General features: G+C 75.0%; 17 protein-coding genes. 7 read left to right on the top strand and 10 right to left on the bottom strand.

What is annotated here, in order from left to right; genetic code table 11:
* Positions 1 to 14: 14 nt before the first annotated feature.
* Genes C8D89_RS13820 through dprE2 form a run of 4 tightly spaced genes read left to right on the top strand, consistent with a single transcriptional unit; the run spans position 15 to position 8,431 of the window.
* Complete coding sequence (locus C8D89_RS13820) at positions 15 to 3,170, top strand: arabinosyltransferase domain-containing protein (protein WP_116708699.1); 3,156 nt, start codon at positions 15 to 17, stop codon at positions 3,168 to 3,170.
* Complete coding sequence (locus C8D89_RS13825) at positions 3,154 to 6,285, top strand: arabinosyltransferase domain-containing protein (protein ID WP_116708700.1); 3,132 nt, start codon at positions 3,154 to 3,156, stop codon at positions 6,283 to 6,285. The genes C8D89_RS13820 and C8D89_RS13825 overlap by 17 nt, the downstream gene beginning before the upstream one ends.
* 11 nt (positions 6,286 to 6,296) lie before the next feature.
* Positions 6,297 to 7,667: a decaprenylphosphoryl-beta-D-ribose oxidase gene (dprE1, locus tag C8D89_RS13830; protein WP_116708701.1), complete on the top strand. Its 1,371-nt coding sequence runs from the start codon at positions 6,297 to 6,299 to the stop codon at positions 7,665 to 7,667.
* Positions 7,668 to 7,675: 8 nt separating this feature from the next.
* Positions 7,676 to 8,431 (top strand): decaprenylphospho-beta-D-erythro-pentofuranosid-2-ulose 2-reductase, encoded by a 756-nt coding sequence (gene dprE2 / locus C8D89_RS13835; RefSeq protein ID WP_116708702.1) that lies wholly within the window; start codon positions 7,676 to 7,678, stop codon positions 8,429 to 8,431.
* Between the two features lie 74 nt (positions 8,432 to 8,505).
* Here the strand turns inward: dprE2 and C8D89_RS13840 are convergent, their stop codons facing one another.
* Positions 8,506 to 9,867 carry an acyltransferase family protein gene (locus C8D89_RS13840; protein WP_165825694.1) on the bottom strand — a complete coding sequence of 454 codons (1,362 nt, stop codon included), beginning with the start codon at positions 9,865 to 9,867 and terminating at the stop codon, positions 8,506 to 8,508.
* A 326-nt stretch (positions 9,868 to 10,193) separates the two neighbouring features.
* Here C8D89_RS13840 and C8D89_RS13845 point away from each other — a divergent pair, with 326 nt between their 5' ends.
* A complete protein-coding gene (locus C8D89_RS13845) occupies positions 10,194 to 10,748 on the top strand; it encodes a GNAT family N-acetyltransferase (RefSeq protein WP_116708704.1) in 555 nt (184 codons plus the stop codon).
* 4 nt (positions 10,749 to 10,752) lie between these two features.
* Here C8D89_RS13845 and mscL read toward each other — a convergent pair whose 3' ends face one another.
* From mscL to C8D89_RS13860, 3 genes are all read right to left on the bottom strand, one after another.
* On the bottom strand, positions 10,753 to 11,202 hold the full coding sequence (gene mscL / locus C8D89_RS13850; protein ID WP_116708705.1) for a large conductance mechanosensitive channel protein MscL: 450 nt from the start codon (positions 11,200 to 11,202) through the stop codon (positions 10,753 to 10,755).
* Positions 11,203 to 11,462: 260 nt separating this feature from the next.
* A complete protein-coding gene (locus C8D89_RS13855) occupies positions 11,463 to 11,786 on the bottom strand; it encodes a hypothetical protein (RefSeq protein WP_116708706.1) in 324 nt (107 codons plus the stop codon).
* Positions 11,787 to 11,980: 194 nt separating this feature from the next.
* Positions 11,981 to 12,298 carry a hypothetical protein gene (locus tag C8D89_RS13860; protein WP_116708707.1) on the bottom strand — a complete coding sequence of 106 codons (318 nt, stop codon included), beginning with the start codon at positions 12,296 to 12,298 and terminating at the stop codon, positions 11,981 to 11,983.
* A gap of 211 nt (positions 12,299 to 12,509) precedes the next feature.
* On the opposite strand from C8D89_RS13860, the gene C8D89_RS13865 reads away from it, so the two are divergent.
* Entirely contained in the window at positions 12,510 to 13,844 is a 1,335-nt protein-coding gene (locus C8D89_RS13865) for an MFS transporter (RefSeq protein WP_243418082.1), read from the top strand.
* Between the two features lie 7 nt (positions 13,845 to 13,851).
* Here C8D89_RS13865 and C8D89_RS13870 read toward each other — a convergent pair whose 3' ends face one another.
* The 5 genes from C8D89_RS13870 to C8D89_RS13895 all read right to left on the bottom strand — a co-directional run bounded on the left by C8D89_RS13870 (position 13,852) and on the right by C8D89_RS13895 (position 20,530).
* A complete protein-coding gene (locus C8D89_RS13870) occupies positions 13,852 to 14,652 on the bottom strand; it encodes a hypothetical protein (RefSeq protein ID WP_116708709.1) in 801 nt (266 codons plus the stop codon).
* Positions 14,653 to 14,700: 48 nt separating this feature from the next.
* Positions 14,701 to 15,282 carry a DinB family protein gene (locus C8D89_RS13875; protein ID WP_116708836.1) on the bottom strand — a complete coding sequence of 194 codons (582 nt, stop codon included), beginning with the start codon at positions 15,280 to 15,282 and terminating at the stop codon, positions 14,701 to 14,703.
* A 212-nt stretch (positions 15,283 to 15,494) separates the two neighbouring features.
* On the bottom strand, positions 15,495 to 17,540 hold the full coding sequence (locus C8D89_RS13880; protein ID WP_243418083.1) for a glycosyltransferase: 2,046 nt from the start codon (positions 17,538 to 17,540) through the stop codon (positions 15,495 to 15,497).
* Positions 17,541 to 17,811: 271 nt separating this feature from the next.
* On the bottom strand, positions 17,812 to 19,008 hold the full coding sequence (gene glf, locus C8D89_RS13890; RefSeq protein ID WP_116708711.1) for a UDP-galactopyranose mutase: 1,197 nt from the start codon (positions 19,006 to 19,008) through the stop codon (positions 17,812 to 17,814).
* A 52-nt stretch (positions 19,009 to 19,060) separates the two neighbouring features.
* Positions 19,061 to 20,530 (bottom strand): amidase, encoded by a 1,470-nt coding sequence (locus tag C8D89_RS13895; protein WP_243418084.1) that lies wholly within the window; start codon positions 20,528 to 20,530, stop codon positions 19,061 to 19,063.
* A gap of 95 nt (positions 20,531 to 20,625) precedes the next feature.
* Here C8D89_RS13895 and C8D89_RS13900 point away from each other — a divergent pair, with 95 nt between their 5' ends.
* Positions 20,626 to 21,582 carry a LuxR C-terminal-related transcriptional regulator gene (locus C8D89_RS13900; RefSeq protein WP_116708839.1) on the top strand — a complete coding sequence of 319 codons (957 nt, stop codon included), beginning with the start codon at positions 20,626 to 20,628 and terminating at the stop codon, positions 21,580 to 21,582.
* A 115-nt stretch (positions 21,583 to 21,697) separates the two neighbouring features.
* Here the strand turns inward: C8D89_RS13900 and C8D89_RS13905 are convergent, their stop codons facing one another.
* Complete coding sequence (locus C8D89_RS13905; protein WP_116708712.1) at positions 21,698 to 22,831, bottom strand: alpha/beta hydrolase; 1,134 nt, start codon at positions 22,829 to 22,831, stop codon at positions 21,698 to 21,700.
* Between the last annotated feature and the right edge of the window lie 5 nt (positions 22,832 to 22,836).

Consider the following 22,836-nt stretch of genomic DNA (forward strand, 5'->3'; position numbering starts at 1 on the left):
TATCGTCGCCACCCATGGCCGTGGTGGCAGCGCAGGAGGACCGGGCCGACCCGGCCCCGGGCGCGGGCCCCCGCGACGAGACGGACACGCCGCGGCGGGGCCGCTCGCGGGCCGCCGGGTGGTGGCTCGCGGCGCTGGCCGCGCTCACCGTGATCCTCGGCCTGGCGATCCCGCTGGCCCCGGTGGTCGCCGACGACCCGGTGGTCACCTGGCCCCGGGCGGGCGCGCCGGCGACGTCGACGAGCCTGCCGCTCACCCCGTACCGCCCCCTGTCGCTGACCGCCGACGTGCCGTGCGCGGCCCTGCGCCCCGGCGGCGACGCGCTGCGCACCCAGCCCGACTCCGCCGGGACCCCCGGTCGCGGCCTGGCCGTGGTCAACAGCGGCGGGCGGGTCGTCGTCACGAGCTCCGGCGACACGCTGCTCGACGAGCTGCTGCCCCTCGGCGACTGCACCTACCGCATCGTCGCCGACCAGGCCGGCACGCGGGTGGAGCGCGACGGGGAGGTGCTCGTCGACCGTCCCGGCGCGCTCGTGCCCCAGGTCGCCCAGCTCGCGACGGACGCGCCGGGCACGCCGGGTCTCCGCGCGACCGTGCACGCCGACGACCGCTACTCCTCGGTGCCGAGCACGCTCAAGCTCATGCTTCTCGTGCTCCACGCGCTCGCCCTGGCCGCGACCCTCGTGCTCGCGACCCGGCGCTGGCGCGGCCGGGGCCCGGCCGTCGAGCGGCCCCGGTTCCATCCCGCGGACGCCGTGGTGCTGCTCGTGTCCGCGGCCTGGGTCGTGCTCGGGCCGCTGCAGAACGACGACTCCTGGTACCTGCTGATGGCGCGCGGCGCGACGCCGACGGGCTACATCGGCAACCAGATCTACATGTTCAACACGACGGAGAACCCGTTCGTGTTCTCGCAGTACCTCATGGCGCTGTGGGGTCACCTCGGCGAGGCCCTCGGCCTGCCCGGCTGGGGTCTGCTGTGGATGCGCCTGCTGCCCCTCGTCCTCGGGCTCGTCACGTGGTGGCTGCTGCGGACCCTGCTCGTGACCGTGCTCGGACGGGCCGGACGCCTGCCCGCGGTGGCGTGGGCGCTGCTGCTCGCCCACCTCGCGTGGTGGCTGCCGTACGGGATGGCGCTGCGCCCCGAGGTGGTCATCGTCCCACTGTCGGCCGCGGTGCTCGTGCTCGCCGAGGTCGCGCGGCGGCGGGAGGCGGTCGGCCCGCTGATCCCGGCGACGGCCCTCGCCGCGCTGGCGGTCAGCGTGTCCCCGTCGGGGCTGGTGGCCGCCGCGCCCGTCGTCGTGGCCCTGCCCTGGCTGTGGCGCTGGCTCGTCGCGCACGGGTGGCGCTCGCGGCTCGGGGCGGCCGGCGCGGTCGTCGCCGCCGGCACCATCGCGATCCCGATCGGCTTCGGCGACGCCACGCTCGGCGACGTCGTCGAGGCCACCGCCGTGCACAGCTACTACTACCTGACCTTCCCCTGGTACGAGGAGTGGGCCCACTACCGGACGCTCATCGAGACCGGCACCTGGGGACGGCGCCTGCCGGTGCTGCTCACGGTGGTCCTGCTGGTCGTGGTGTCGATCGGCAGCGGACGTCGGGGCCCGGCCGGCGGGCGGCTGCGCGACGCCACCCTGGGCGCCGCGGTGACCACCGCCGTCGCGCTCGGCCTGCTCGCCCTGACCCCCACCAAGTGGGTCAACCACTTCGGGGCCGTCGCCGCGCCGGCCACCGTGCTGCTCGCGCTCACGCTCCTGCGCTCGCCCCTGCCGCGGCGGGCGGGCGCGCTGGTGACCGGGGCGTCCGTCGCCCTGCTCACCGGGGCGACGGTGTTCGGCTTCGCCGGGCCCAACGTGTGGAAGCCCTACAGCGACCGCGGGCAGCCCTTCGGCGACCACCTCGACCCCGAGATCTCGATGCTGGATCTCGAGCGGCTCGCGCCGCACTGGGGCGAGTTCTACCTGCGCGACGTGTGGTGGTGGCTGCTCGTCGCCGCGCTCGCCGGGGGGTGGCTGGCGTGGCGCCGGCGCGCCCGGCGGCGGACGTTCGGGGTGACGCCGGAGCGGGCCGTGCTCGTCACGGCGACCGGCATGCTGGTCGGGCTCATGGTCGCGGTGATGGTGGTCGCGCCGCTGCGGCAGTCGCCGGGCTGGACCGTGGCCGGCAGCCAGCTGCAGGCCCTGACCGGGCGCGGATGCGGGCTCGGCGAGGCCGTGTCGGTGATGGCGCGGACCGAGCGCGACGTCGGCGCGCCCACGACACCCGAGGTGCGCACCGGCGACTTCGCCCTGGCCGCGGACGACCCGGCGCCGGTGCCGCCGCCGGCGTCGGGGGCGGTGTGGCACGACCAGGTCGAGCTCGTCGCCGGCGCCGACCCCAGCACGGCGCCCGGCGTGACCGGCCTCGGGACGCTGACCACCGGCTGGTACCCGCTGCCCGCCGTCGACCCCGCCGACGACCCGGAGGCGCCCACGCACCTCGTCGTCCCGGTCGCCGGCAACGACCCCGACCGCCAGCGGATCGTCGTCCAGTTCGGCTCGGGTGACCCGCGCGCCCCGGTCGAGGCCGAGTCGATCGCCGTGACGCCGGTGTCCGGTTTCACCGCACGGCAGTGGCAGGAGATCCCGGTGCAGCTGCCGGGGAGCCGGCCGAGCGCGGTGCGCCTGCAGGTCGAGGACCGGGTCGCCGGGCCCGAGAGCGCGCTCGCCGTCGCCGCGCCACAGCTCGCGCGGATGCAGCCGGTGTCGGCGCTGACGGAGCCGGCCGCCCGCGCCACGCCGGGGGTGACCGGCGGGGTGTTCGCCGACCAGCTCTCGGCGGTGCTGTGGCCGTGCGTGGACCAGGTCGCGGTGCGCCACGGCATCGCGCCCACACCGACGCTGCGCCTCATCGCCGCCGAGAACACCCCGGAGTGGATCCTCGCCAACCCGACATTCGAGTCGTGGGGCGGCACCATGGTCCAGTCGGAGCGGACGTGGGCCACCGTGCGCCCGTTCTCGGCGATCACCCCGGGCGGGGTGCCGGCGCTGCTCTGGGGCAACGTCGACCGGATCGTCTACGACCACCCCACCGACGGCTACGACCTCACCGTCGGCCAGGTCACGCGCGGCGGTCTCGACCGGTTCGCGACCCTGGCCTCGGAGGCCTACTCGGGCCGTGAGTACATCGGCTGAGCAGGCCCGGGACGCGGAGCGCAGGGGAGCCGGACCCACGAGGACGGACGCGGAGCGCGGCGCTGCCGGACCCTCGGCGGGCGGTCCCGGGCTGCTCCTCGCGTCCGCCGCGCTCACGCTGCTGTGCGCGATCGCGTTCCCGCTCGCGCCGGTGGCCCAGCCCGTCGTCACCTTCACCTGGCCGGAGGCGCCCGGGCAGACGGCGGTCGCGCTGCCGCTGATGCCGTACCAGCCGGTCGCGCTGGACGCGTCGGTGAGCTGCGCCGCGCTGGCCGCGACACCGCCCGGGGCCGCGACGCTGGCGACGACGCCGCCGGGCACCCCGCCGTCGCCGGTCGGCGGCCTCGCGGTCCGGCCGCTGCCCGGCGGCGCGCTCGTCACCAGCAACGGTGAGGCCCTCGCGGCGGTCCCGGTCCCGCGCGGCCCCTGCACGCTGCGCGTCGCGTCGGACCCCGAACGCACGCAGGTCGCGGTGGACGGCGGGGTGGTCGCGACCCGGGAGGGCGACGTGCGGCCCGTCGTCGCCGCGGTGCTGACCGGGGCGCCGAGTACCGAGGGCCTCTCGCTGGCGCTGCGCACCGACACGCGCTTCCAGACCACGCCCGGCGTGCTGAAGGTCCTGCTCGGGCTCGGGGTGCTGGTGGGGCTGGCCGGGATGGTGGGGGCGGCGGTCCGCGGCGCGTCGTGGCGCGCACCCCGGTGGCCGCGGCCGCGTCCCGTCGACGGCGTCGTCGCCCTGGGGCTCGTGGGCTGGGCCCTCGTCGGACCCGCGACGGTCGACGACGGCTACATCGCCGGCATCCTGCGCTCGCGCGGCGAGAACGGGTTCACGGGCAACGTCTACCGCTGGCTCAACGCGCCCGAGGCGCCGTTCAGCTGGTTCTACGAGGTGATGCGGGCCTGGGCGGCACTCGCGCCCGGCGAGGCCTCGGTGCTGTGGCTGCGGGTGCCGGCGACCGTGATCGGCCTGCTGCTCTGGGCGCTGCTGCGCCGCCACGCCCTGCCCCGCCTCGGCCCGGCGCTGCGCCGGCCGGGGCCGACGTGGGTGGCCGCGGCCGCGTTCGCGGCCTGGTGGGCACCGTTCGGCCTCTCGCTGCGGCCCGAGCCGTGGCTGGCGCTGGGGGTGCTGGCGGTCTGGGTGTGCGCGGAGAGGGCCGTCGCCACGCGGGCGCTGCTGCCGTTGCTCGCCGCGGCGGTGCTGGCGGGGATCACGGTCGCGCTGACGCCCGGGGCGCTGCTCGGGCTCGCGCCGCTGCTCGTCGCCCTGCCGGCGCTGGCGCGCGCGGGGCTCGGGCGCCGGGAGGGGTGGACGCGGGCGCTGGTGGTCGTCGCGGGGCTCGCGGTGGCGGTGCTGCCGATGGCCGCCGACCAGTCGCTGGCGGGGCTGCTCGAGGCGACCCGCGTCCGCCAGCTCATCGGCGGCGGGCAGCCCTGGTGGCAGGAGCTCGCGCGCTACGTCGAGCTGGTCACCCCGGGCTCCGTGCAGGGCGGGCTGGCGGCGCGGCTGCCCGTGCTGCTCACCCTGCTCGCCCTGCCCGCGGTGGCGTGGGCCCTGCTCGCGGCGCGCCTGCGCGTCGGCGTGGCGGTCGGCCCGGCGCGGCGCCTGCTCGCGGTCGCGGCGCTCGGCCCGGTCCTGCTGATCGTCAGCCCGACGAAGTGGACGCTGCACTTCGGGGAGCTCATCGGCGTCGGCACGGTGGTGCTGACCCTGTTCGTCGTGCTCTGGTCGCCGCGGGTCGTCGCCGCCGTCGCCCGCCTGCGCGGCCCGGCGCTCGTCGTCGTGCTCGGCGGGCTCGGGCTGGTGACGACGCTCGTGCTCCTCGGCCACAACCAGTGGGCCTACGCCTCGACCTGGGGCGTGTTCTGGAACGACATCCCGCCGCAGGTCGCGCGCGTGCCGCTGGCGGACGTCACGCTGCCGGTGACCATCGCCGGCACGGTCGTCCTCGCCCTCGTCGTGGGGGCGCGCGGGCGGCTGCCGCGCCGTGCCGCTCGCGTGCTGGCGCCGGGCGGGCTCGCGCTGGTGCTCGTCGTCGCCGTGGTCGCGCTCGTGGGCGGCTCGTTCGTCAAGGTCACCCTCGACCGCGCCGGGACGTACAGCTACGGCGCCGACGCCCTGGCCGCCCTGCGCGGCGACCCCTGCGGGCTCGCGCCGCACCTCGCGGTCGAGACGGATCCCCGCGCCGGCCTCCTGCCCCCGGGCCCCCGTTCGGCGGAACCGATCGATGTCAGCGGTGGGCCATCGCAGACGCCCAGTGTCCGTGGTGCCACACCGCTGACAACATCGTTCGTCCGGACGGAGCAGGCGCCCGCGGCGGTGCCGTTGCGGGTCGGGGGGCGGGAGCTCCCGGGCTGGGTGGCGCCGCCGACGCCGGCGGGGGCCGCGCCGGCCGAGCTCCGCTCGGACTGGTTCGTGCTGCCCCCGCGGGCCCTCGAGCGCGAGGCGCCGGTGGTGGTCACCGCCAGCGGCGGCCTCGCGCGCGGGTCGGTGACCCTGGAGTTCGCGGCGTCGCCGACGGACGACCCCGTCGCCGCGGAGCCGGGCGGGCCGACCGACGGCACCGCCCCGCGCGACCTGCGCGCGGTCGCGCCCGAGGGCACGACGTTGGTGCGCGTGCGGGCCACGAGCACGGCGCGGGACCCGGGGACGGCGCAGGGCGCGAGCCCGGCGGGCCAGGCCCCGGAGCTGCCGCTGGCGGTCAGCGAGCCGCGGGTGCCGCGCACCGTGCCGTTCGACGAGGTCGTGCCACCCGGCAGCACCGCGCTCGTCGACTGGCCCGTGGCCTTCGTCTTCCCGTGCCTGCGCCTGCCCGCCCTGACCGGCGGCACGGCCGAGGTACCGCCCTGGCGCGTCACCCCGCCGGGCCTGTCCGACGCGGGCGAGATCGCGGTCGCGCCCACCACCGGCGGACCGTTCCTCACCGCCCGGCTGCTCGTCGAGGAGGTCCGCCTCCCGGTCTACCTCGACGGCGAGCCGACCCGCGACGCCGTCGGACTGGCGCGCTGGGTGCCGCGCCTACCTCTCGGGTCGCTGACGCCGCAGGTGGGCGAGGAGACGGTCCCGGGCTGGGCCCGGACGGGACGCGCGAGCGTTCCCGTCCTGGACACCCCCTAGACTCGCCCGGGATGCCACGCTCCGTGAAGACGCTCGCCGGGTGGGCCCGCACGGCCCCGAGTCGGGCCACCGTGCTCACCGGCGACGACGTCGCCTCCACCGAGGCGCTGGCCGAGGCCGTCGCGGGGGCGGGCTCGCGCGGGGTCATCGCGCGGGGGCTCGGGCGCTCCTACGGCGACACCGCCCAGAACGCGGGCGGGCTCGTGCTCGACATGACGGCGCGCGACAAGATCCACAACGTGGACGCCGGGACCGGCCTGGTCGACCTCGACGCGGGTGTCTCGCTCGACCGCCTCATGCGCGTCGCCCTCCCGTTCGGGCTGTGGGTGCCGGTGCTGCCGGGGACGCGCCAGGTGACGATCGGCGGGGCGATCGCCAACGACATCCACGGCAAGAACCACCACACGGCGGGCAGCTTCGGCGACCACGTCGTGTCGATGGACCTGCTGCTGGCCTCGGGCGAGGTCCGCCGCCTCGAGCCCGACGGCCCGGAGTCCGAGCTGTTCTGGGCGACGGTCGGCGGCATCGGGCTGACCGGGGTCATCCTGCGCGCCACGATCCGCATGACGAAGACCGAGACCGCGTACTTCGTCGCCGACACCGAGCGCACGGCGAACCTCGACGAGACCATCGAGCGCTTCTCCGACGGCTCCGACGAGGCCTACGACTACTCGTCGGCGTGGTTCGACTCGATCTCGACGGGGTCGAAGCTCGGTCGGGCCGCCCTGGGTCGCGGCTCACTGGCCCGCCTCGACGAGCTGCCCGCGAGGCTGCGACGCGACCCGCTGAAGTTCGACGCCCCACAGCTGGCAACGCTCCCCGACGTCTTCCCGAACGGGCTGGCCAACAAGGCGACGTTCTCGTTGATCGGCGAGCTGTACTACCGCAAGACGAAGAACAAGCGGGGCCAGATCCAGAACCTGACCGCCTTCTACCACCCGCTGGACCTGTTCGGGGACTGGAACCGGGCCTACGGCTCGAAGGGCTTCCTGCAGTACCAGTTCATCGTCCCGCTCGCCGCCGAGGACGAGTTCCGGGCGATCGTGCGCGACATCGCCGAGTCCGGGCACGTCTCGTTCCTCAACGTCTTCAAGAAGTTCGGCGAGGGCAACCGCGCGCCGCTGTCGTTCCCGATGCCCGGCTGGAACATCTGCGTGGACTTCCCGATCGTCGAGGGGCTCGGCGCGTTCTGCCGGTCCCTCGACGAGCGCGTGCTCGCGATGGGCGGGCGCCTCTACACCGCGAAGGACTCGCGCACCGACCCCGACACCTTCGCCGCCATGTACCCCCGGCTGGACGAGTGGCGCAAGGTCCGCGACGCCGCCGACCCCGACGGCGTGTTCGCCTCGGACATGTCGCGCCGCCTCCGGCTCACCCGCTGAGGAGAACCATGATCGACGCCGTCGGCCACCCGTCGTCCCTGCTGCTGCTGGGCGGCACCTCGGAGATCGGCCTCGCGGTCGCCGAGCGCTACCTCCAGGGCGGCCCGGTCCGTGTCGTCCTCGCCGGACGCCAGTCCCCGCGTCTCGCCGACGCCGCCGCCCGGCTCACGCGCGCCGGCGCGAGCGTCGAGACCGTCGAGTTCGACGCCCGCGACGCCGCCGTGCACACCGAGGCCGTCCGCAAGGCCTTCGCCGGCGGCGACATCGACGTCGCACTCGTCGCGTTCGGGCTCCTCGGCGACCAGGAGAAGGCCTGGCAGGACATCGACGTCGCCGTCGAGCTCGCCGAGGTCAACTACGTGGCCGCGGTGTCGGTGGGCGTCGCGCTCGCCGCGGAGTTCCGCCGCCAGGGCCACGGGCACCTCGTGGCGCTCTCGTCGGTGGCGGCCGAGCGGCCCCGCCGCTCGAACTTCGTCTACGGCTCCTCGAAGGCCGGGCTCGACGCGTTCTACACCGGGCTGACCGAGGCCCTGCGCGGCGAGGGCATCGGCGTCACCGTGGTCCGCCCCGGCTTCGTTCACACGAAGATGACCGAGGGGATGTCGCCCGCGCCGCTGTCGACCACGCCGGAGGCGGTCGCCGAGGTCGTCGTGGCGGCGGTGCGGAACCGCAAGGAGCAGGTCTGGGCGCCCGCGCCGCTGCGCGCGCTGATGTCGGTGCTGCGCCACATCCCCCGCCCGATCTTCCGCCGGCTGCCCGTCTAGGGGTGCGCTGAGGCTCTCGTCAGCAGAACGGCGTGCTGGAGCACGCCGTTCTGCTCTCCTGCGCGAAGCGCACCTCACGCAACTGCCGCCGCCGGCCGGGCGGCGTGGCTGCCCCCACGCCGCCCGCTCGCCCGGTGCCCGGAGGCCGTGGTGGCCTCCGCTCCCCGGGCCTGGCGCACGTCGCGGCGCGCGCTGCCCCGGCGCCGCGACGGGTCCCGGTCCCGCATCCAGGCCTGCGCGGGCTCCTCCACGAAGCGGTACGCCAGGTGCGCGAGCACCAGGGACGCCACCACGAGGTGGGGCACGAGCAGGGTGGCCGCCGCCGTGTCCGGGGCGAGCGCGGGGATACGGGTCATGACGACGAGCGCCACCTCGATCAGCGGGAAGTGCACGAGGTAGAGCGCGTAGGAGATGCGCCCGCCGTGGCGCAGGCGGGGGGTGCCGAGCGCGCGGGCCACCGGCCCGTCGGTGAGCGCCAGGGCGCCCAGCAGCGCCGGCATCAGCGGTGCGGCGAGGAAGACGCGGGCGTCGGCGGCGAACGCGGCGGTCGGCGGCGCCGTCGCGGCCCAGTACACGACCAGCACGACCTCGGCGATGACGAGCAGCAGCACCCGGTGGGCCCACCGCGAGACCGTGGCGGTGCGCGGCACCCGCCGCACCACCAGCCAGGCCAGCACGCCGGCGGTGAAGCCGGCGGCGAGCCGCACCGCCCAGAACCCGGCGAACGAGCCGCCGAGGGAGCCCTGCACCGCCACCACCGCGGTCGGCGTCGCGGCGAGCACCGCGAGCACGGCCAGCACCGGGCGCGGCCAGCCGCGCAGCAGCCAGGCGGCGCCGGCCAGCACCGGGAAGGCCAGGTAGGCGGCCCACTCGGCGCTGATCGACCACGCCGGCAGGACGAACGAGACGCCGTCGATGCCGCCCGAGTCCCACATCTGCGTCATCGTCAGCTGCCGCAGCCAGCTCACGGGGTCCAGGCCGGGCTGGGCGCCCTGCCACGTGATCACACCGTCGCTCCCCAGGACGGCGCGCGCGGCGCACCACAGCCCGACCAGGACCACCACGACCGCGTAGAGCGGCCAGACGCGGGCCAGGCGGGCCCACACGAAGCCCAGCGCCTGCCGCGGACCGGGAGCACCCCGCCACCGGTCGAGGTAGGAGCGGGCGAGCAGGAAACCGGAGAGGGCGAAGAAGAGGTCGACGCCCAGCGTCCCGGCGGCGAGGACCGGCGCGACGGGCGCGAACCACCCCGCGTAGCCGGTGACGGGCAGGAAGCTCAGGTGGTGCAGCAGGACCCAGACCGCGGCGATCGCCCGCAGGCCGGTCAGGGCGGGGATCTCCACGGTGACGGCCCGGGACCGGGTGGACGTCGGGTGGGGCGCGGCCGCACCCCGCGGCGTCGGGATCCCGTGGTCCTGCCCCACCACCGACCGCACCGCGCCTCCCCGACGTCCACCGCTGGGCCGGCGTGTACCGACCCTCGACCCGGTCAACGGCGCCGAGTGGCCGTCTCCTGATACTCCGATCGGTGGATTGGGTCGATTGGCCGTTCGATCCGGGAGCGCGTGTGCTCCGCGCGATCGCTCTGGGTCACCGACGCCCGAACGGAGCAGTCACCGGCGGGTGGTCGTGACACCGGGTCGAGGGTCGTGCGAACGGGTACCGGCGGCGCCGGCCGGCCACCTGCCAGACCCTGCCCGTTCGGAGAACCCGGCCGTTGGCCCTGTTTCCCCGTTGCCACTGCCCTGCAATAGTGGGAGCCATGACCCTCGCCGTCGCACCGCCCGTGGTCCGCGCCGCGCGCCCGGACGACCTGCCGGCGGTCGCGGTGCACATGCGGGGCATGCTCGAGCGGGAGCTCGGGGGCTACGACCCGCGGCTGCACGCCGACGTCGACGACCTCGCGCGTGCCTACCTCGCGAGCCCGGGGACGCGGCTGTTCGTGTGCCTCGCCGAGGGGCGGGACGGCCCCGTGGTGGCCGGCACGGCGTCGGTGCGCCCGGGCGGCCCGAAGCCCGCGTACGTCCCGGAATGGCTCGCCGCGCGCTACGCGGGACGGCGGGTGGGCCAGATCTGCCGGGTCTGGGTCGACCCCGCCCACCGTCGGCTCGGCGTGGGCCGCATGCTGGCGACCGAGGCCGCGCGCTGGGCGTCCGCGGCGGGGTACGACCCGGTCTGCCTGCACACCAACGCGGCCGTGCCCGGTGCGCTGGCCTTCTGGACCGGCTTTCCGGGCGCGGTGCTGGTGCACGACGCGCGGCCCGACCCGTGGTCGACCGTGCACTTCGAGATCGACCCCGCGGTGTCGGGGGCCTGAACCGTCAGCGGTCCTGGTAGGGGATGCGCCCGCCGGCGCCGCCCGCGGTGTCGCGCCCGTCGCCGGTGGAGGAGCGGGCGGCCTGCTCGCGCAGCAGGTCACGGATCTCGGTGAGCAGCTCGACGTCGGTGGGCTCGGACGGGCCGGACTCCTCGCCGCGCCGGCGTCGCTCCTCGACGATGCGCAGCGGCACCACGACGAGGAAGTAGATGACCGCGGCGGTGATGAGGAACGTGATGATCGCGTTGATGAAGCTCGCGTAGTCGAACACGACGCCACGCACGACGAACGAACCGGCGAATTCGCCGCCACCGGAGAAGACCTGGATCAGCGGCTTGAGGAAGGCGTTCGTGAACGCGCTGACGACGGCGGTGAACGCCGCGCCGACGACGACGGCGACCGCCAGGTCGACGACGTTCCCGCGGAGCAGGAAATCCTTGAATCCCTTGAGCACGGGTGGCGGCCTCCGGGTCGGGCGAGGGATCGCGCCCGAGGGTATCGGGCACGGCCGGCGGGCCGGGGCCCGGTGCGAGGTCCTCCCCCGACGGCTGACCTCGCACCGGGGGTCCGTGGCCGACCCGGGGCCTCCCGGGGGCACAGACGGCGCGAGCACCCTGCCTCGGGCCGGTCGCCGACCGGTGGTGAGGCGGGGTGCTCGCGCAGTGGGGGGGCGGACGCCGTCGATTCGGGGTCGACGGCTCCGCGCGTCGGGGCCTAGTTGTCGGCCGCGACCTCGTTCTCGCAGCTCTTGCTGATGCCGGCGCCCTGCTCGCTGCCGTGCTCGACCGAGCTGAGGATCGGGACGTTCCCGGCGACGTCCTGCACCGGGACCTGGACCCCGAGCACGTTGACCGGCACGTTGTTGCCGCAGACGTTCACCGGGACGATCGTCTGGGTGTCGCTGACGTTGACCAGGCCGGTCTGCTCGGTACGGCCGTCGTCGTGGTGGCCGTCACCGGCGAAGGCGGCACCGGTGGTGGCGGCCAGGCCGGCACCGATGAGCGCGGTGGCGGTCAGGGAGCGACGCAGAAGGTTCACAGCAGGTACTCCTCGCTGGTGGGGTGCGACCCCGGGGTTCGGCGGGGTCGTGGGGAGCGGGTCGTGCAGAGCGGGACGGCCGGCGGCGAGGGAGCGGGTCGTCCCGCTCACACCCGCGGCCGATGCTCGGGAGCCCCGAGGCCTCCGGACGCGGCGGCCTCGTGCGGCGCCGCCGGGTCCGGGCGCTCGCGTCGTCAGCCGTTCTCGGCCGCGACGTCGTTGTCGCAGTTCTTGGCGACACCCGCAGCCTGCTCGCTGCCCTTCTCGGCCGGGCTGAGGACCGGGATGGTGCCCGCGACGTCCTGGATCGGGACCTGGACCCCGAGCACGTTGACCGGCACGTTGTTGTTGCAGGCGTTCACCGGGACGATGGTCTGGGTGTCGTCGGCGTTGAACAGGCCGGTCTGCTCGTCACCGCCGCGCTCGTGCGCCATGGCCGCTCCCGGCACCAGGGCGCTCATGCCCGCGCCCAGCATCGCGGTGGCCAGGACCGTCTTGGCGAATCGCGCCATCTCACTGCTCCATTCATCGGGTTGGCTCGCCACACGGAGTAACCGCATGGTCACGCGAGGTGAACGAGGGCTGAGGAACCTCGGTTGCGCCCGAAGATCTATGTACGCCTGAACGGGTGAAGCGACCGTCCGCACGCCGGTCATGCACGACGCCGATTGCGGCCCTGGCGGAACCGCACGGGCGCCGCGCCGCACTCGCTACCGTTCGGGCGTGTCGTCACCGACCGCCCCGACCCCGCCGACGACCTCCGTGCGGCGCCCCCTCCTCGCCTGGGCCTCCTGGGACTGGGGCGTCGCGTCCTTCCAGGCCGTGATCACGACGTTCGTCTTCACCGTCTACCTGACCGGGACGGTCGCGGTGGACGAGGCCAGCGGCTCGTCGGCGCTCGCGACCACCATCGCGCTCTCGGGCGTCCTCGTCGCGCTGGTGGCGCCCGTGTGGGGTCAGCGCAGCGACGCCGCCGGGAAGGAGTACGGGCGTCAGCGGCGCCTCGGCGTCCTGACCGCGATCACGGTGGTGGCGACGGCCCTGATGGCGCTCGTCACGCCGGTGCCGTCGTCGCTGCTGCTCGGCCTCGTGCTGCTGGCCGTCGGGACGTTCGCCTACGAGCTCGCCCAGGTCGAGTACAACGCGCTGATCTACCGCCTGGCGCCGCCCGGACGCACCGGATGGGTCTCCGGCTTCGGCTGGGCCGCGGGCTACGTGGGCGGGATCGTCCTGCTCGTCGTCTGCTTCGTGCTCTTCCTCTCCGACGCGCCGGTGTTCACGTTCGCCGAACCCGGCATGTCGGTGCGCGTGATCGCGGTGATCTGCGCGGCGTGGCTCGCGGTGTTCGGGCTCCCGGTCCTGTTCATGCGGTTCCCCTACCCGCCGCCGCCCGGCGACGAGGACGCCGCTCGGGTGAGCGTGCTCGGGTCCTACCGCCTGCTGGTCCAGCGGCTGGTGCGCCTGTACCGCGACGACCGCCACCTGCTCGGGTTCCTGGTCTCCAGCGCGATCTACCGCGACGGCCTCACCGCCGTGTTCACCTTCGGCGGGGTGCTCGCCGCGGGCACGTTCGGGCTCAGCCCCGGCGACGTGATCATCTTCGCGATCGTGGCCAACGTCGTGTCGGCGCTGGGCGCGGTGGTCGGCGGCCGGCTGGACGACCACCTCGGCCCGAAGACCGTGATCGTCGTGTGCCTCGCCGCGCTCGTGGTGACCGCGGCCTTCATGCTCTTCGCGTCCGGGACCACCGCCTTCTGGATCGGCGGCACGTTCCTGTCGCTGTTCGTCGGCCCGGCGCAGGCGTGCTCGCGCAGCTACCTCGCCCGCGTCGTGCCCCCGGGGCGCGAGGGCGAGCTCTTCGGGCTCTACGCCACCACCGGGCGCGCGGTCAGCTTCCTCGCGCCCGCCATGTTCGCGCTGTCCATCGCCGTCTTCGGCGCCCAGCGCTGGGGGATCCTGGGCATCGGGCTCGTGCTCCTGCTCGGGCTGGTGACGTTCCTGCCCGTGCGGTCCGTGGCCGGCCACGCCGCCGCGGGCGAGGCGGCCGCCCGCGTCTGACGCGCGGTCAGGACAGGCGTGCGCCCAGCCAGCGCACCAGCCGCGAGCCGAACTCGGCGACGAGCACCCAGAAGATCGCCGCGAGCCCGTAGTTCACGACGACGGCGAACGTGGGGTCGCCGAGGAGGAAGAGGTCGCGGAACGCCAGGACGGCAGTGTCGGCGACGCCGCCGATCAGCTGCGCGACGCCGTTGGCCGGGTTGACGCCGATGAACGTCAGCACGAGGAAGGCGACGAGGACCGCGGCGAGCAGGTAGGCGACGATCCGCACCACCATCGCGAGCACGTTGGCGGTCTTCCACAAGAGCTCGCCGACGTTGACCGGCGTGCGGCGCGCCCGGCCCCGTGGCCCCGCCCCGTCCTCGCCGTGGTCGTGCTGCGGCCGGCTCTCCGGCCGCTCCTGGGTCGCGGTCGCGGTCGCCGTGCCCGAGTCCGCCTGCGCCTGCGACGAACCGGTCCCCTGTGGTTCCCGCGCGCGGCTCGACCCGGAGTCCTCGGCGCCGCCCCCGGAGGAGCGCGCGTCGTCCGAGTCCTGGGTCCCGGCGTCCTGGGCCCCGGCGTCCTGGGCCCCGGCGTCCTGGGCCCCGGCGTCCTGAGCGTCCGAGTTCCGGGCGCCCGGGTTCTGGGCGCCCGAGGAACCGGACGACCCCGACCCGTCACTCAACGAGCCGGAGCCGCCCTCGTGCCCGCCCTGCTCGTTCGGCCCGGCCATCTCGTCGGCCTCGTCCTGGCTGGTCTCGGCATGCGAGTCGTCCGCGCTGCTCGCCCCGGTCTCGACCTCGCCACGCTGCCCGGTCTGCTCCGTCACGCGGGCAGTGTTGCACTACCCGGCGGTAGCGAGCAGGCCGACCGGCCGTCACATCGAGGTGGCACCGTCGATGTGCTCGCGCAGCATGTCCGCGTGCCCGGCGTGCTGGGTGGTCTCCGCGATGATGTGGATCAGGACCCGGCGCACCGACCACGTGGTGCCCGGCTCGTGCCACGGCGCCTTGGGCAGCGCGTGGCGGACGTTGAGGTCGGGGAGCGACGCCAGCGTCCGCTCGGTCCGCGCCGCCGTCTCGTGGTAGGCGGCGACGACGCCCGCGAGCGTCTCGCCCGGGAGGAGCCTGAACTCGTTCTCGCGCTCGACCAGCCAGTCCGGCTTCTCGTCGAGGCTCGCGATCCAGCCCTCGAAGTCGTCGAGGGACATGCCCTCGGGCAGCTCGAAGTCCTCCTCCGGCGAGGAGCCGTGGACCGCGAAGCGCATCCAGTTCTCCTCGACCTTGGTCACGTGCTTGATCAGGCCGCCGAGCGACAGCTGCGACACGGTCGGGCGGGACGCGGCCTGCTCGTCGGTGAGGTCGCGGGTGGGGAAGACGAGCCAGTGGCGGGCCTGGGCCAGCTCGGCGAGGAGGTCGGCCCGCTCGTCGGCGTCGGTGCTGGTGGTCGTGCTGGTCATCGGGGTCTCCTGCGCGCTGGTGACGGTCATCGGCGGCCTGCCTTCCTGTCGTCCTCGATGACCACGACGCTAGGGGGACAGGCGGACAGGTCCGGTCCTCGACTCGGAAGGAAGTCGCGCGTACGAGGATGCGGCGTTGCTGGCGTCTGACGCCAGCAACGCCGCATTGCTCGCACACCCCGTGTGCGCCGCGGCCGGGGCCCTGTGGGGCTTCAGCGGAAGCGGTCGAAGACCTGCTCGCGCCAGGCGGAGCGGCTGACGAGCTCGCCCATGTGCTCCTGGTACCGGCGGCGCATCGACGGCCAGGCGCGGGCCACCTCGGCATGCAGCGCCATCGACTCGCGCAGCATCGACCAGAACATCTCCCGATCGCGCTTGCGGAACGTCACCCCGGACCCGTCGGACGTCGTCACCGTCGCCCCGTCGAGGCGCGAGAGCAGGAACCACTGCCCGTGCTCGGCGGGGACGTCGCGCTGGGGGCGCTCGTGGGCGTGGGGGTCGACGGGACGCAGCTGGTGCGCCAGCCCCCGCGCCAGCGCGGCGACCTGCGACAGCCGGCCCGCCGGCGGCTTCGGCCACAGCTGGGCGTCTCGCGCGCCCACGTTCGGACGGGGGAGCTCGCCGGCGTCGCGGTGCACCGTGCCGTCCGGGAACTCCGCCCGCGTCGCCCGGACCGCACCCAGCGCCGTCGGCAGGGCCCCGAACAGCGCCCTCGGCCCGGACAGGAAGTCGCGCATCGCCATGTGGTGCAGCGCGATCGTCGAGTACTCGAGCAGGAACAGGTGGCGCAGGGTGCGCTTGAGCGAGTCGGCGAGCATCGCCCGCGGGTTGTCGGGCCCGTGCAGGGCCGCGGCCACGAGGCGGTTGCGGACGTGGAAGTACGCCTGCCAGTCGGAGCTGTCGTCCTTCTCGACGAAGCTCATGTGCCAGATCGCGACGCCGGGCACGGTGGCGGTGGGGAACCCGTGGCTGCCGGCGCGCAGGCCGTACTCGCAGTCGTCCCACTTGATGAACAGCGGCAGCGGCAGCCCGATCCGCTCGGCCACGACGCGCGGGATCAGGCACATCCACCAGGCGTTGTAGTCCACGTCGACGCGGCGGTGCATCCACAGCGTCTCGCGCAGCGAGTCGACCGCGAAGTCGTGGTCGTCCTCGGTGTGCGGGGCGATCTGCCAGAAGAACGTGCCGCGGTCGACGACCTCGCCCATCGCGTGCAGGTGCGAGCGGGCCTGCAGGGAGAGCATCTGCCCGCCGACGAGCATCGGCTCGCGCGCGAACCGGGAGAACGCCAGCGCCCGCAGGACCGAGTCGGGCTCGAGGACGACGTCGTCGTCCATGAACAGGATCTGCTCGCAGTCGGTGGTCTCCAGGGCCTCGTACATGATCCGCGCGTAGCCGCCGGAGCCGCCGAGGTTGGGCTGGTCGACGATCCGCAGCGTCTCGCCCAGCGCCGCGGCCGCCTCGTCGAATCCGGGCTGGTCGCGCACCTTGGACGTGCCCTGGTCGGGGATGATCACGGCGGTCAGTGCCTCGCGGACCAGCGGGTCCTCGCCGAGCGCCGCCAGCGTCGCGACGCAGTCGCCCGGCCGGTTGAACGTCGGCATCCCGACGGCGACGGCGGCGCGCCCGGGCGCCGGGCGGTCGGCGTACCAGCCGCCGGAGAGCAGCTCGAGCGACGCACTCTCGCTGGAGAGGTCGAACCAGACCCAGCCGCCGTCGCCGAACGGGGTCAGCGAGACCGGGACGTCGATCTCCCGCTCGCCCTCGTCGTCGCCCTCGACGAGCTCGCCCGCGAGGTGCACGGCGACCCCCTGGGCCGTCGAGCGGTAGACGTCGACGCGGCCACGCCCGCGCACGCGCAGCCGCAGCGAGACCTCCGGGAGCACCGACCAGCGCCGCCAGTACGCGGCCGGGAAGGCGTTGAAGTACGCGGCGAACGACACCTCGCTGCGCTCGGGCAGGCGCACCGAGGTCCGCGAGGTCACCTCGGCCACCCGCGAGCCGCTGCGCCGCACGTGCATGACGTACTCGTCGGCGCTGTCGTCGAAGGTGCCCGGGCGGTACGCGGTGGGCGCGGTCGTCGTCACCGAGGTCGCGGTGCCCTCGTCCAGGTAGAGCGCCCGCACGGAGGTCGGGTCGGCCGGGCGCGGCAGGATGACGCGCTGCAGCAACGCCGATCCCGATCCCGCAGGCTGCACCGTCGTCCCCGCCGTCCTCCTGGCGCCGCGGCGCCGTCCCTCGTCGACCGTGCTCGTCACACCCTCGACGGTAGCGGCGCCGACCCGGCGTCCGCGGGAGCACCCCGGCGGACCGTTCCGGGAGATCCCGGTGCGTGGCCCCGCTCAGCAGACCAGGCCCGTGGGGCAGTTCCGCGGGTCGAACTCGCCGCTCGGAGAGGCCGGCGTGTGGTGGGTGGTGGGGTGGGTCCCGCTGTGCGGGGCCGGGTGCCCGCCCCCGTGACCCGCACCGCCGCCGGTGGGTGCGGACCCGCTGCTGGTGTCGCAGGCCGACAGCGCGAGCACGGCGGGATCACACCTCGGCGAGGTCGGCGTCGTCGAAGGAGGTGCCCTCGGTGAACCACGGGGCGATCCGGTTGTCGAACAGGGTGAGCGCGGAGCCGATCGCCATGTGCATGTCGAGGTACTTGTACGTCCCGAGACGACCACCGAAGAGGACCCGTCGGTTCGTCGCCTCCTTGCGGGCGAGCTCGCGGTAGCGCTCGAGCTTGGCGCGGTCCTCGGCGGTGTTGATCGGGTAGTACGGCTCGTCGCCGTGGCGGGCGAACCGCGAGTACTCCCGCACGATCACCGTCTTGTCCTTCGGGTAGGACGACCGCTCGGGGTGGAAGTGCCGGAACTCGTGGATGCGGGTGTAGGGCACGTCGCGGTCGGCGTAGTTCATCACCGGCGTGCCCTGGAAGTCCCCGGTGGTGGTGAGCACCTCGGACTCGAAGTCCAGCGTGCGCCACCCGAGCTCGCCCTCGACGTAGTCGAAGTACCGGTCCAGGGGCCCGGTGTAGACCGTGGGCACGTCCTGACCCAGCTCGTCGCGGATGTCGAACCAGTCCGTGTCGAGACGGACCTCGATGTTCGGGTGGTCGGCCATGCGCTCCAGCCACGCGGTGTAGCCGTCGACCGGCAGGCCCTCGTAGGTGTCGGAGAAGTACCGGTTGTCGAAGGTGTAGCGCACCGGCAGGCGGCTCACGATCGACGCGGGCAGCTCCTTCGGGTCGGTCTGCCACTGCTTCGCCGTATAGCCGGCGAAGAACGCCTCGTAGAGCGGGCGACCGACCAGCGCGACGCCCTTCTCCTCGAAGTTCTGCGCGTCGGCGACGTCGATCTCCGCGGCGTGCTCGGCGACCCACGCGCGGGCCTCGTCGGGGCTCATCGCCCGCCCGGCGTACTCGCAGATCGTCGCCAGGTTGACCGGCATCGGGTAGACGCGGCCCTGGAAGATCGTGAAGACGCGGTGCTGGTAGCCCGTGAAGTCGGTGAACCGGTTGACGTAGTCCCAGACCCGCTTGTTCGAGGTGTGGAACAGGTGCGCGCCGTAGCGGTGCACCTCGATGCCCGTCTCGGGGTCGGGCTCGGAGTAGGCGTTGCCGCCGAGGTGCGAGCGGCGCTCGACCACGAGGACGCGCTTGTCCAGCTCGGTCGCGGCCCGCTCGGCCACGGTCAGCCCGAAGAAGCCCGAGCCGACGACGACGAGGTCCGGATCCGTGCTCACGCTCCCGACGGTAGTCCGCCGGGTGCGCTCGAACCGGGCCCGGGTGCGGTGCTCACGTGGCGGAGCCACCCGCCGGGCGGTGCCGGTCCCAGGGCATGGCGCGCTCCAGGTCGGCGGCGAGCGCCAGCAGCGTCGACTCGTCGCCATAGGGGGCCATGACCTGCACGCCGACCGGCCAGCCCTCCTCGGTCCGGCCGAGCGGCAGCGAGATCGCCGGGTTGCCGGTCACGTTCGACAGCGCGGTGAAACCGGCCGTCGAGAAGATGTGGTCGTACCACCCGCGGGCGTCGCGCGAGGGGTCGTCCTGGTCGAGGTAGCCGAGCGGGGTGTTCGGCACGTTCATCGTGGGCGTCAGGACGAGGTCGAAGCGCTGGTGGAAGGCGGCGACGGCGCGGCGGGTCGCGTTGAAGACCCGGTCGGCGGCGTAGAGGTCCGCCGCGCGCAGCGCCCGCCCGTGCTCCGCGCAGGCCAGCGTCGCGGCCTCGAGGACGTCCGGCCCCGGCTCGACCCCGAGGGCGGCGGCGAGCACGTCGACGCCGTCGGCGAGGAAGCTCGTCCACGCCACGAGGTTGGCGTCGTCGAACGCCGCCGCATCGAGCTCCGGCGCCGCCCGGGTCACCTCGTGGCCCAGGCCCTCGAGGACCCGCGCGGTCGCCTCGGTCGCCTCCGTGCACCGTGGGTCGACCGACCCGGCGCCGGAGAACGGGGTGGTGCAGACGGCCACCCGCAGCCGCCGGCTGCCCGTCCCGACCTCGTCGGCGTAGGGCCGCGGCGGATCCGGCAGCAGGTAGCGGTCGCCGGGCTCGTGGCCGTGGACCGCGTCGAGCAGCCCGGCGGCGTCGCGCACGGTGCGGGTCACGACGAACTCGACGCCCATGCCCAGCAGCGGGTCGGCGTAGTCCGGGCCGGGCGAGGTGCGGCCCTGGCTGGGCTTGAGGCCGACCAGCCCGCAGGCGGCCGCCGGGATGCGGATCGAGCCGCCGCCGTCGTTGGCGTGCGCCACCGGCAGCGCCCGCGCGGCGACCAGGGCCGCGGAGCCGCCCGAGGACCCGCCGGGGCTGCGCGACGTGTCCCAGGGGTTGCGCACCGGTCCGGTCGCGACCGGTTCGGTGGTCGCGTTGAAACCGAGCTCGGGGGTCGCGGTCCGCGCGAGGGTCGCGAGGCCCGCCCGGCGGAACCGCGTCATGAGGTGGGTGTCCGCGGGCATCGGGATCCCGTCCCCGAGCAGGCGGGTGCCGGCGCCCTGCGGCACGCCCGCCGCGTGGACGATGAGGTCCTTGATCGCGAACGGGACGCCCGCGAACGGTCCGTCCGCGGCGTGCTCGAGCGGCGCGGCGAAGCGCTCGCCGACGACCGCACCCAACCGCGGCCCCACCGCGTCCAGGGCGGTCGTCGCGGCGTCGTGGACCTCGTCGGCGGACAGCTCGCCCTTGCGCAGCAGCGCGGCCAGGGCCGTGGCGTCGAGCTCGGCGTACTCGTCGGGTGTCATGCGGGCCTCCGGGGTCGCGGTCCCGGGCAGCATGCGCAGTCCGTCCGCCCCGCACATCGGTCGGTTGACGGATCCGCGGGGCGGCCGTCCCTGGCCGCCACCGGGGTGACGCGCGTAACTTCCCGCGCATGTCCGCGGTCGCGGCGGCGCGATCTGCGGTCGTTCCTCCGACGCCACGGGAGCCGGTCGCCCGGTGCCGCACAGGCGGTGCTCGACGGTCTCGGCGACGTGGTGCCGGCCGACTGCGTCGCGCTCTCGGTGTGGGATCCGACGACGGGTGGGCACCGCACGGTCGCCTCGTCGTACGTTCCCGCGGTCACGACGCTCATCGACACGCGCATGCACACCGACCGCCTGTTCGCGACGGTACGGGCGGGCCGGCGCCCGGTCCGGGTCCGCGACCTCGAGCCCGCCCTGCGGCGGGGCGAGATCTTCGACCGCATCATCGTGCCCCAGGGCTTCCGCGACGGCGTCACCCTCTGCCTGTTCGCCCCCGACGAGCGCTACGTCGGCATGCTCAACGCCAGCACCCTCGACGCCCGCCACCCCGACGACGACACGGTCGCACTGCTCGACCTGCTCTCCTCCGACCTCGCGGCCGCGCTCGACCCGATGCCCTCGCCGGTCGCCCGCACCGGCACCCTCGGCGCGGAGGGCACGGAGGGGCTGATCGTCGAGCGCGCAGGCCGGGTCGTCCCGCTCTCGGCGCAGGCCCGGGCGGACCTGGTGCACCGGTCGTCGCCCCTCGCCGACGTCCTCGCCGCCGTTCTCGCCGGCGGGCCCCCGCCCGGCCCGGTCCTGCTCGTCACGGCGACCGGCGAGGTGGTCGGTGTGGAGGTGCACGCGACCGCCTCGGGGGTCCTCGTGCTGCACCGCGAGGTCCCCCCGCCCGACGGGCTGACCGTGCGGGAGCTCGAGGTGCTCGACGGCGTCGCCCGGGGACCAACCCCGAGATCGGCGCGCAGCTGGGCGTCCGGCCCCGGACCGTCGCCACGCACGTGGAGCACGTCCTCGCCAAGACCGGCGCGCGCAACCGGGCCGCGGCCGCCCGCTGCGCCGCGCAGTGGGGGCTGCTGGTCGGCTGATCGCGGCGCGACGCAGCGAGGGACGCCCCCGCTGCGCGAGACGCAGCCAGGGTGACCCTCGCTCCGACGCCGGCGCCGGCGCCGACGCCGTCCACCCGACGCCGCGCCGCCGACGCTAGCTCGACGCCGAGGGGCAGCTCGTCACCGGCGGGCCGGCACCGACGCGTCCTGCGATCCAGGGCAGCGAGTCGGAGAACGCCTGGGCGAAGACCGCGAAGGTGTGGCCGCCGCCGGGGACCACGACCCCACAGGTGGTGATGCCCGCGCGCCGGGCCGCGGGCTCCAGCGCCTGGTAGGCGGCGTAGGGCTCGGGATCGGCGTCGCCCACCTCGAACCAGCCGCCCAGCTCGGGGAACGGGCGCTGCGCCATCAGGTCGGCGGGCTCGTGGGCGGCGAAGGCCTGGGCCGACCCGCCGAACAGCTGGGTGATCGCCGAGGCGGTGTCGGCGTTGGTGTCGCCCGCGCGCGGCCCGGCGAGCCCGGCGTAGTCGCCGAACGTCGCGAAGGTCCCGGGGTGGCGCAGGGCCAGCATCAGCGAGCACGAACCACCCTCGGAGAGCCCCGCCACCGCCCATGCCCGCCCGGGCGCGGCGGTGTGGAAGACCTGCTGGACGAAGGCGGGCACGTCGACGGTGAGGTAGGTCTCCACGCGGCCGGCCGGCCCGTCGACGCACTCGCTGTCCGCGTCGAGGATGCCGTTGACGTCGGGCATGACGAGGACCGGCGCGGTCCCGCCGTGCGCGGCGGCGTAGGCGTCGGCGGTCGCGGCGGCCTGGCCCCCGTCCAGCCAGTCCTGGGGCGTGCCCGGAGTGCCGTGCAGCAGCACCACCACCGGCAGCTCGGGGCGCGGACGGGCGAACCACGCGGGCGGCACGTAGACCGTCGCCGGGCGCGCCTCGAACCCCGACCGCCTGCCCGGCAGGTCGGTGGTGGTCACGACGCCCTGCGCGGGCCGGTCGGTGCGCTCGAGCAGGGCGGCCAGCTCGACCTCGTCCGACGGCGGCAGGCCCATCACGTCGCCGAGGGTGCGGAAGTAATCGAAGTGCGCGTTGATCCCGGCCCCGGCACCGACCAGCACGAGCACCGTCGTCACGAGCACCACGAGGGCGCGGCCGAGGCGCGTGAACCGCCCCAGCCGCGTGCGCAGGACGAGCACGAGCACGAGCACGACGACCAGGGCCAGGAGGGCGAGGGCGCCGAGGAAGGAGTCCGTCGTGATGTCGATCTCCGCGACGCCCCGGACGGTCATCGCAC

Source organism: Actinomycetospora cinnamomea (genome assembly GCF_003096675.1).
GTDB lineage: Bacteria > Actinomycetota > Actinomycetes > Mycobacteriales > Pseudonocardiaceae > Actinomycetospora > Actinomycetospora cinnamomea.

Excerpts from the sequence above, each read along its gene's own strand:
- C8D89_RS13820 (WP_116708699.1), top strand. The coding sequence starts at position 15 with ATGGCCGTGGTGGCAGCGCAGGAGGACCGGGCCGACCCGGCCCCGGGC.
- dprE1 (WP_116708701.1), top strand. The coding sequence starts at position 6,297 with ATGCCACGCTCCGTGAAGACGCTCGCCGGGTGGGCCCGCACGGCCCCG.
- dprE2 (WP_116708702.1), top strand. The coding sequence starts at position 7,676 with ATGATCGACGCCGTCGGCCACCCGTCGTCCCTGCTGCTGCTGGGCGGC.
- C8D89_RS13845 (WP_116708704.1), top strand. The coding sequence starts at position 10,194 with ATGACCCTCGCCGTCGCACCGCCCGTGGTCCGCGCCGCGCGCCCGGAC.
- C8D89_RS13860 (WP_116708707.1), bottom strand. The coding sequence starts at position 12,298 with ATGGCGCGATTCGCCAAGACGGTCCTGGCCACCGCGATGCTGGGCGCG.
- C8D89_RS13875 (WP_116708836.1), bottom strand. The coding sequence starts at position 15,282 with ATGACCAGCACGACCACCAGCACCGACGCCGACGAGCGGGCCGACCTC.
- C8D89_RS13895 (WP_243418084.1), bottom strand. The coding sequence starts at position 20,530 with ATGCTGCCCGGGACCGCGACCCCGGAGGCCCGCATGACACCCGACGAG.
- C8D89_RS13900 (WP_116708839.1), top strand. The coding sequence starts at position 20,626 with ATGTCCGCGGTCGCGGCGGCGCGATCTGCGGTCGTTCCTCCGACGCCA.
- C8D89_RS13905 (WP_116708712.1), bottom strand. The coding sequence starts at position 22,831 with ATGACCGTCCGGGGCGTCGCGGAGATCGACATCACGACGGACTCCTTC.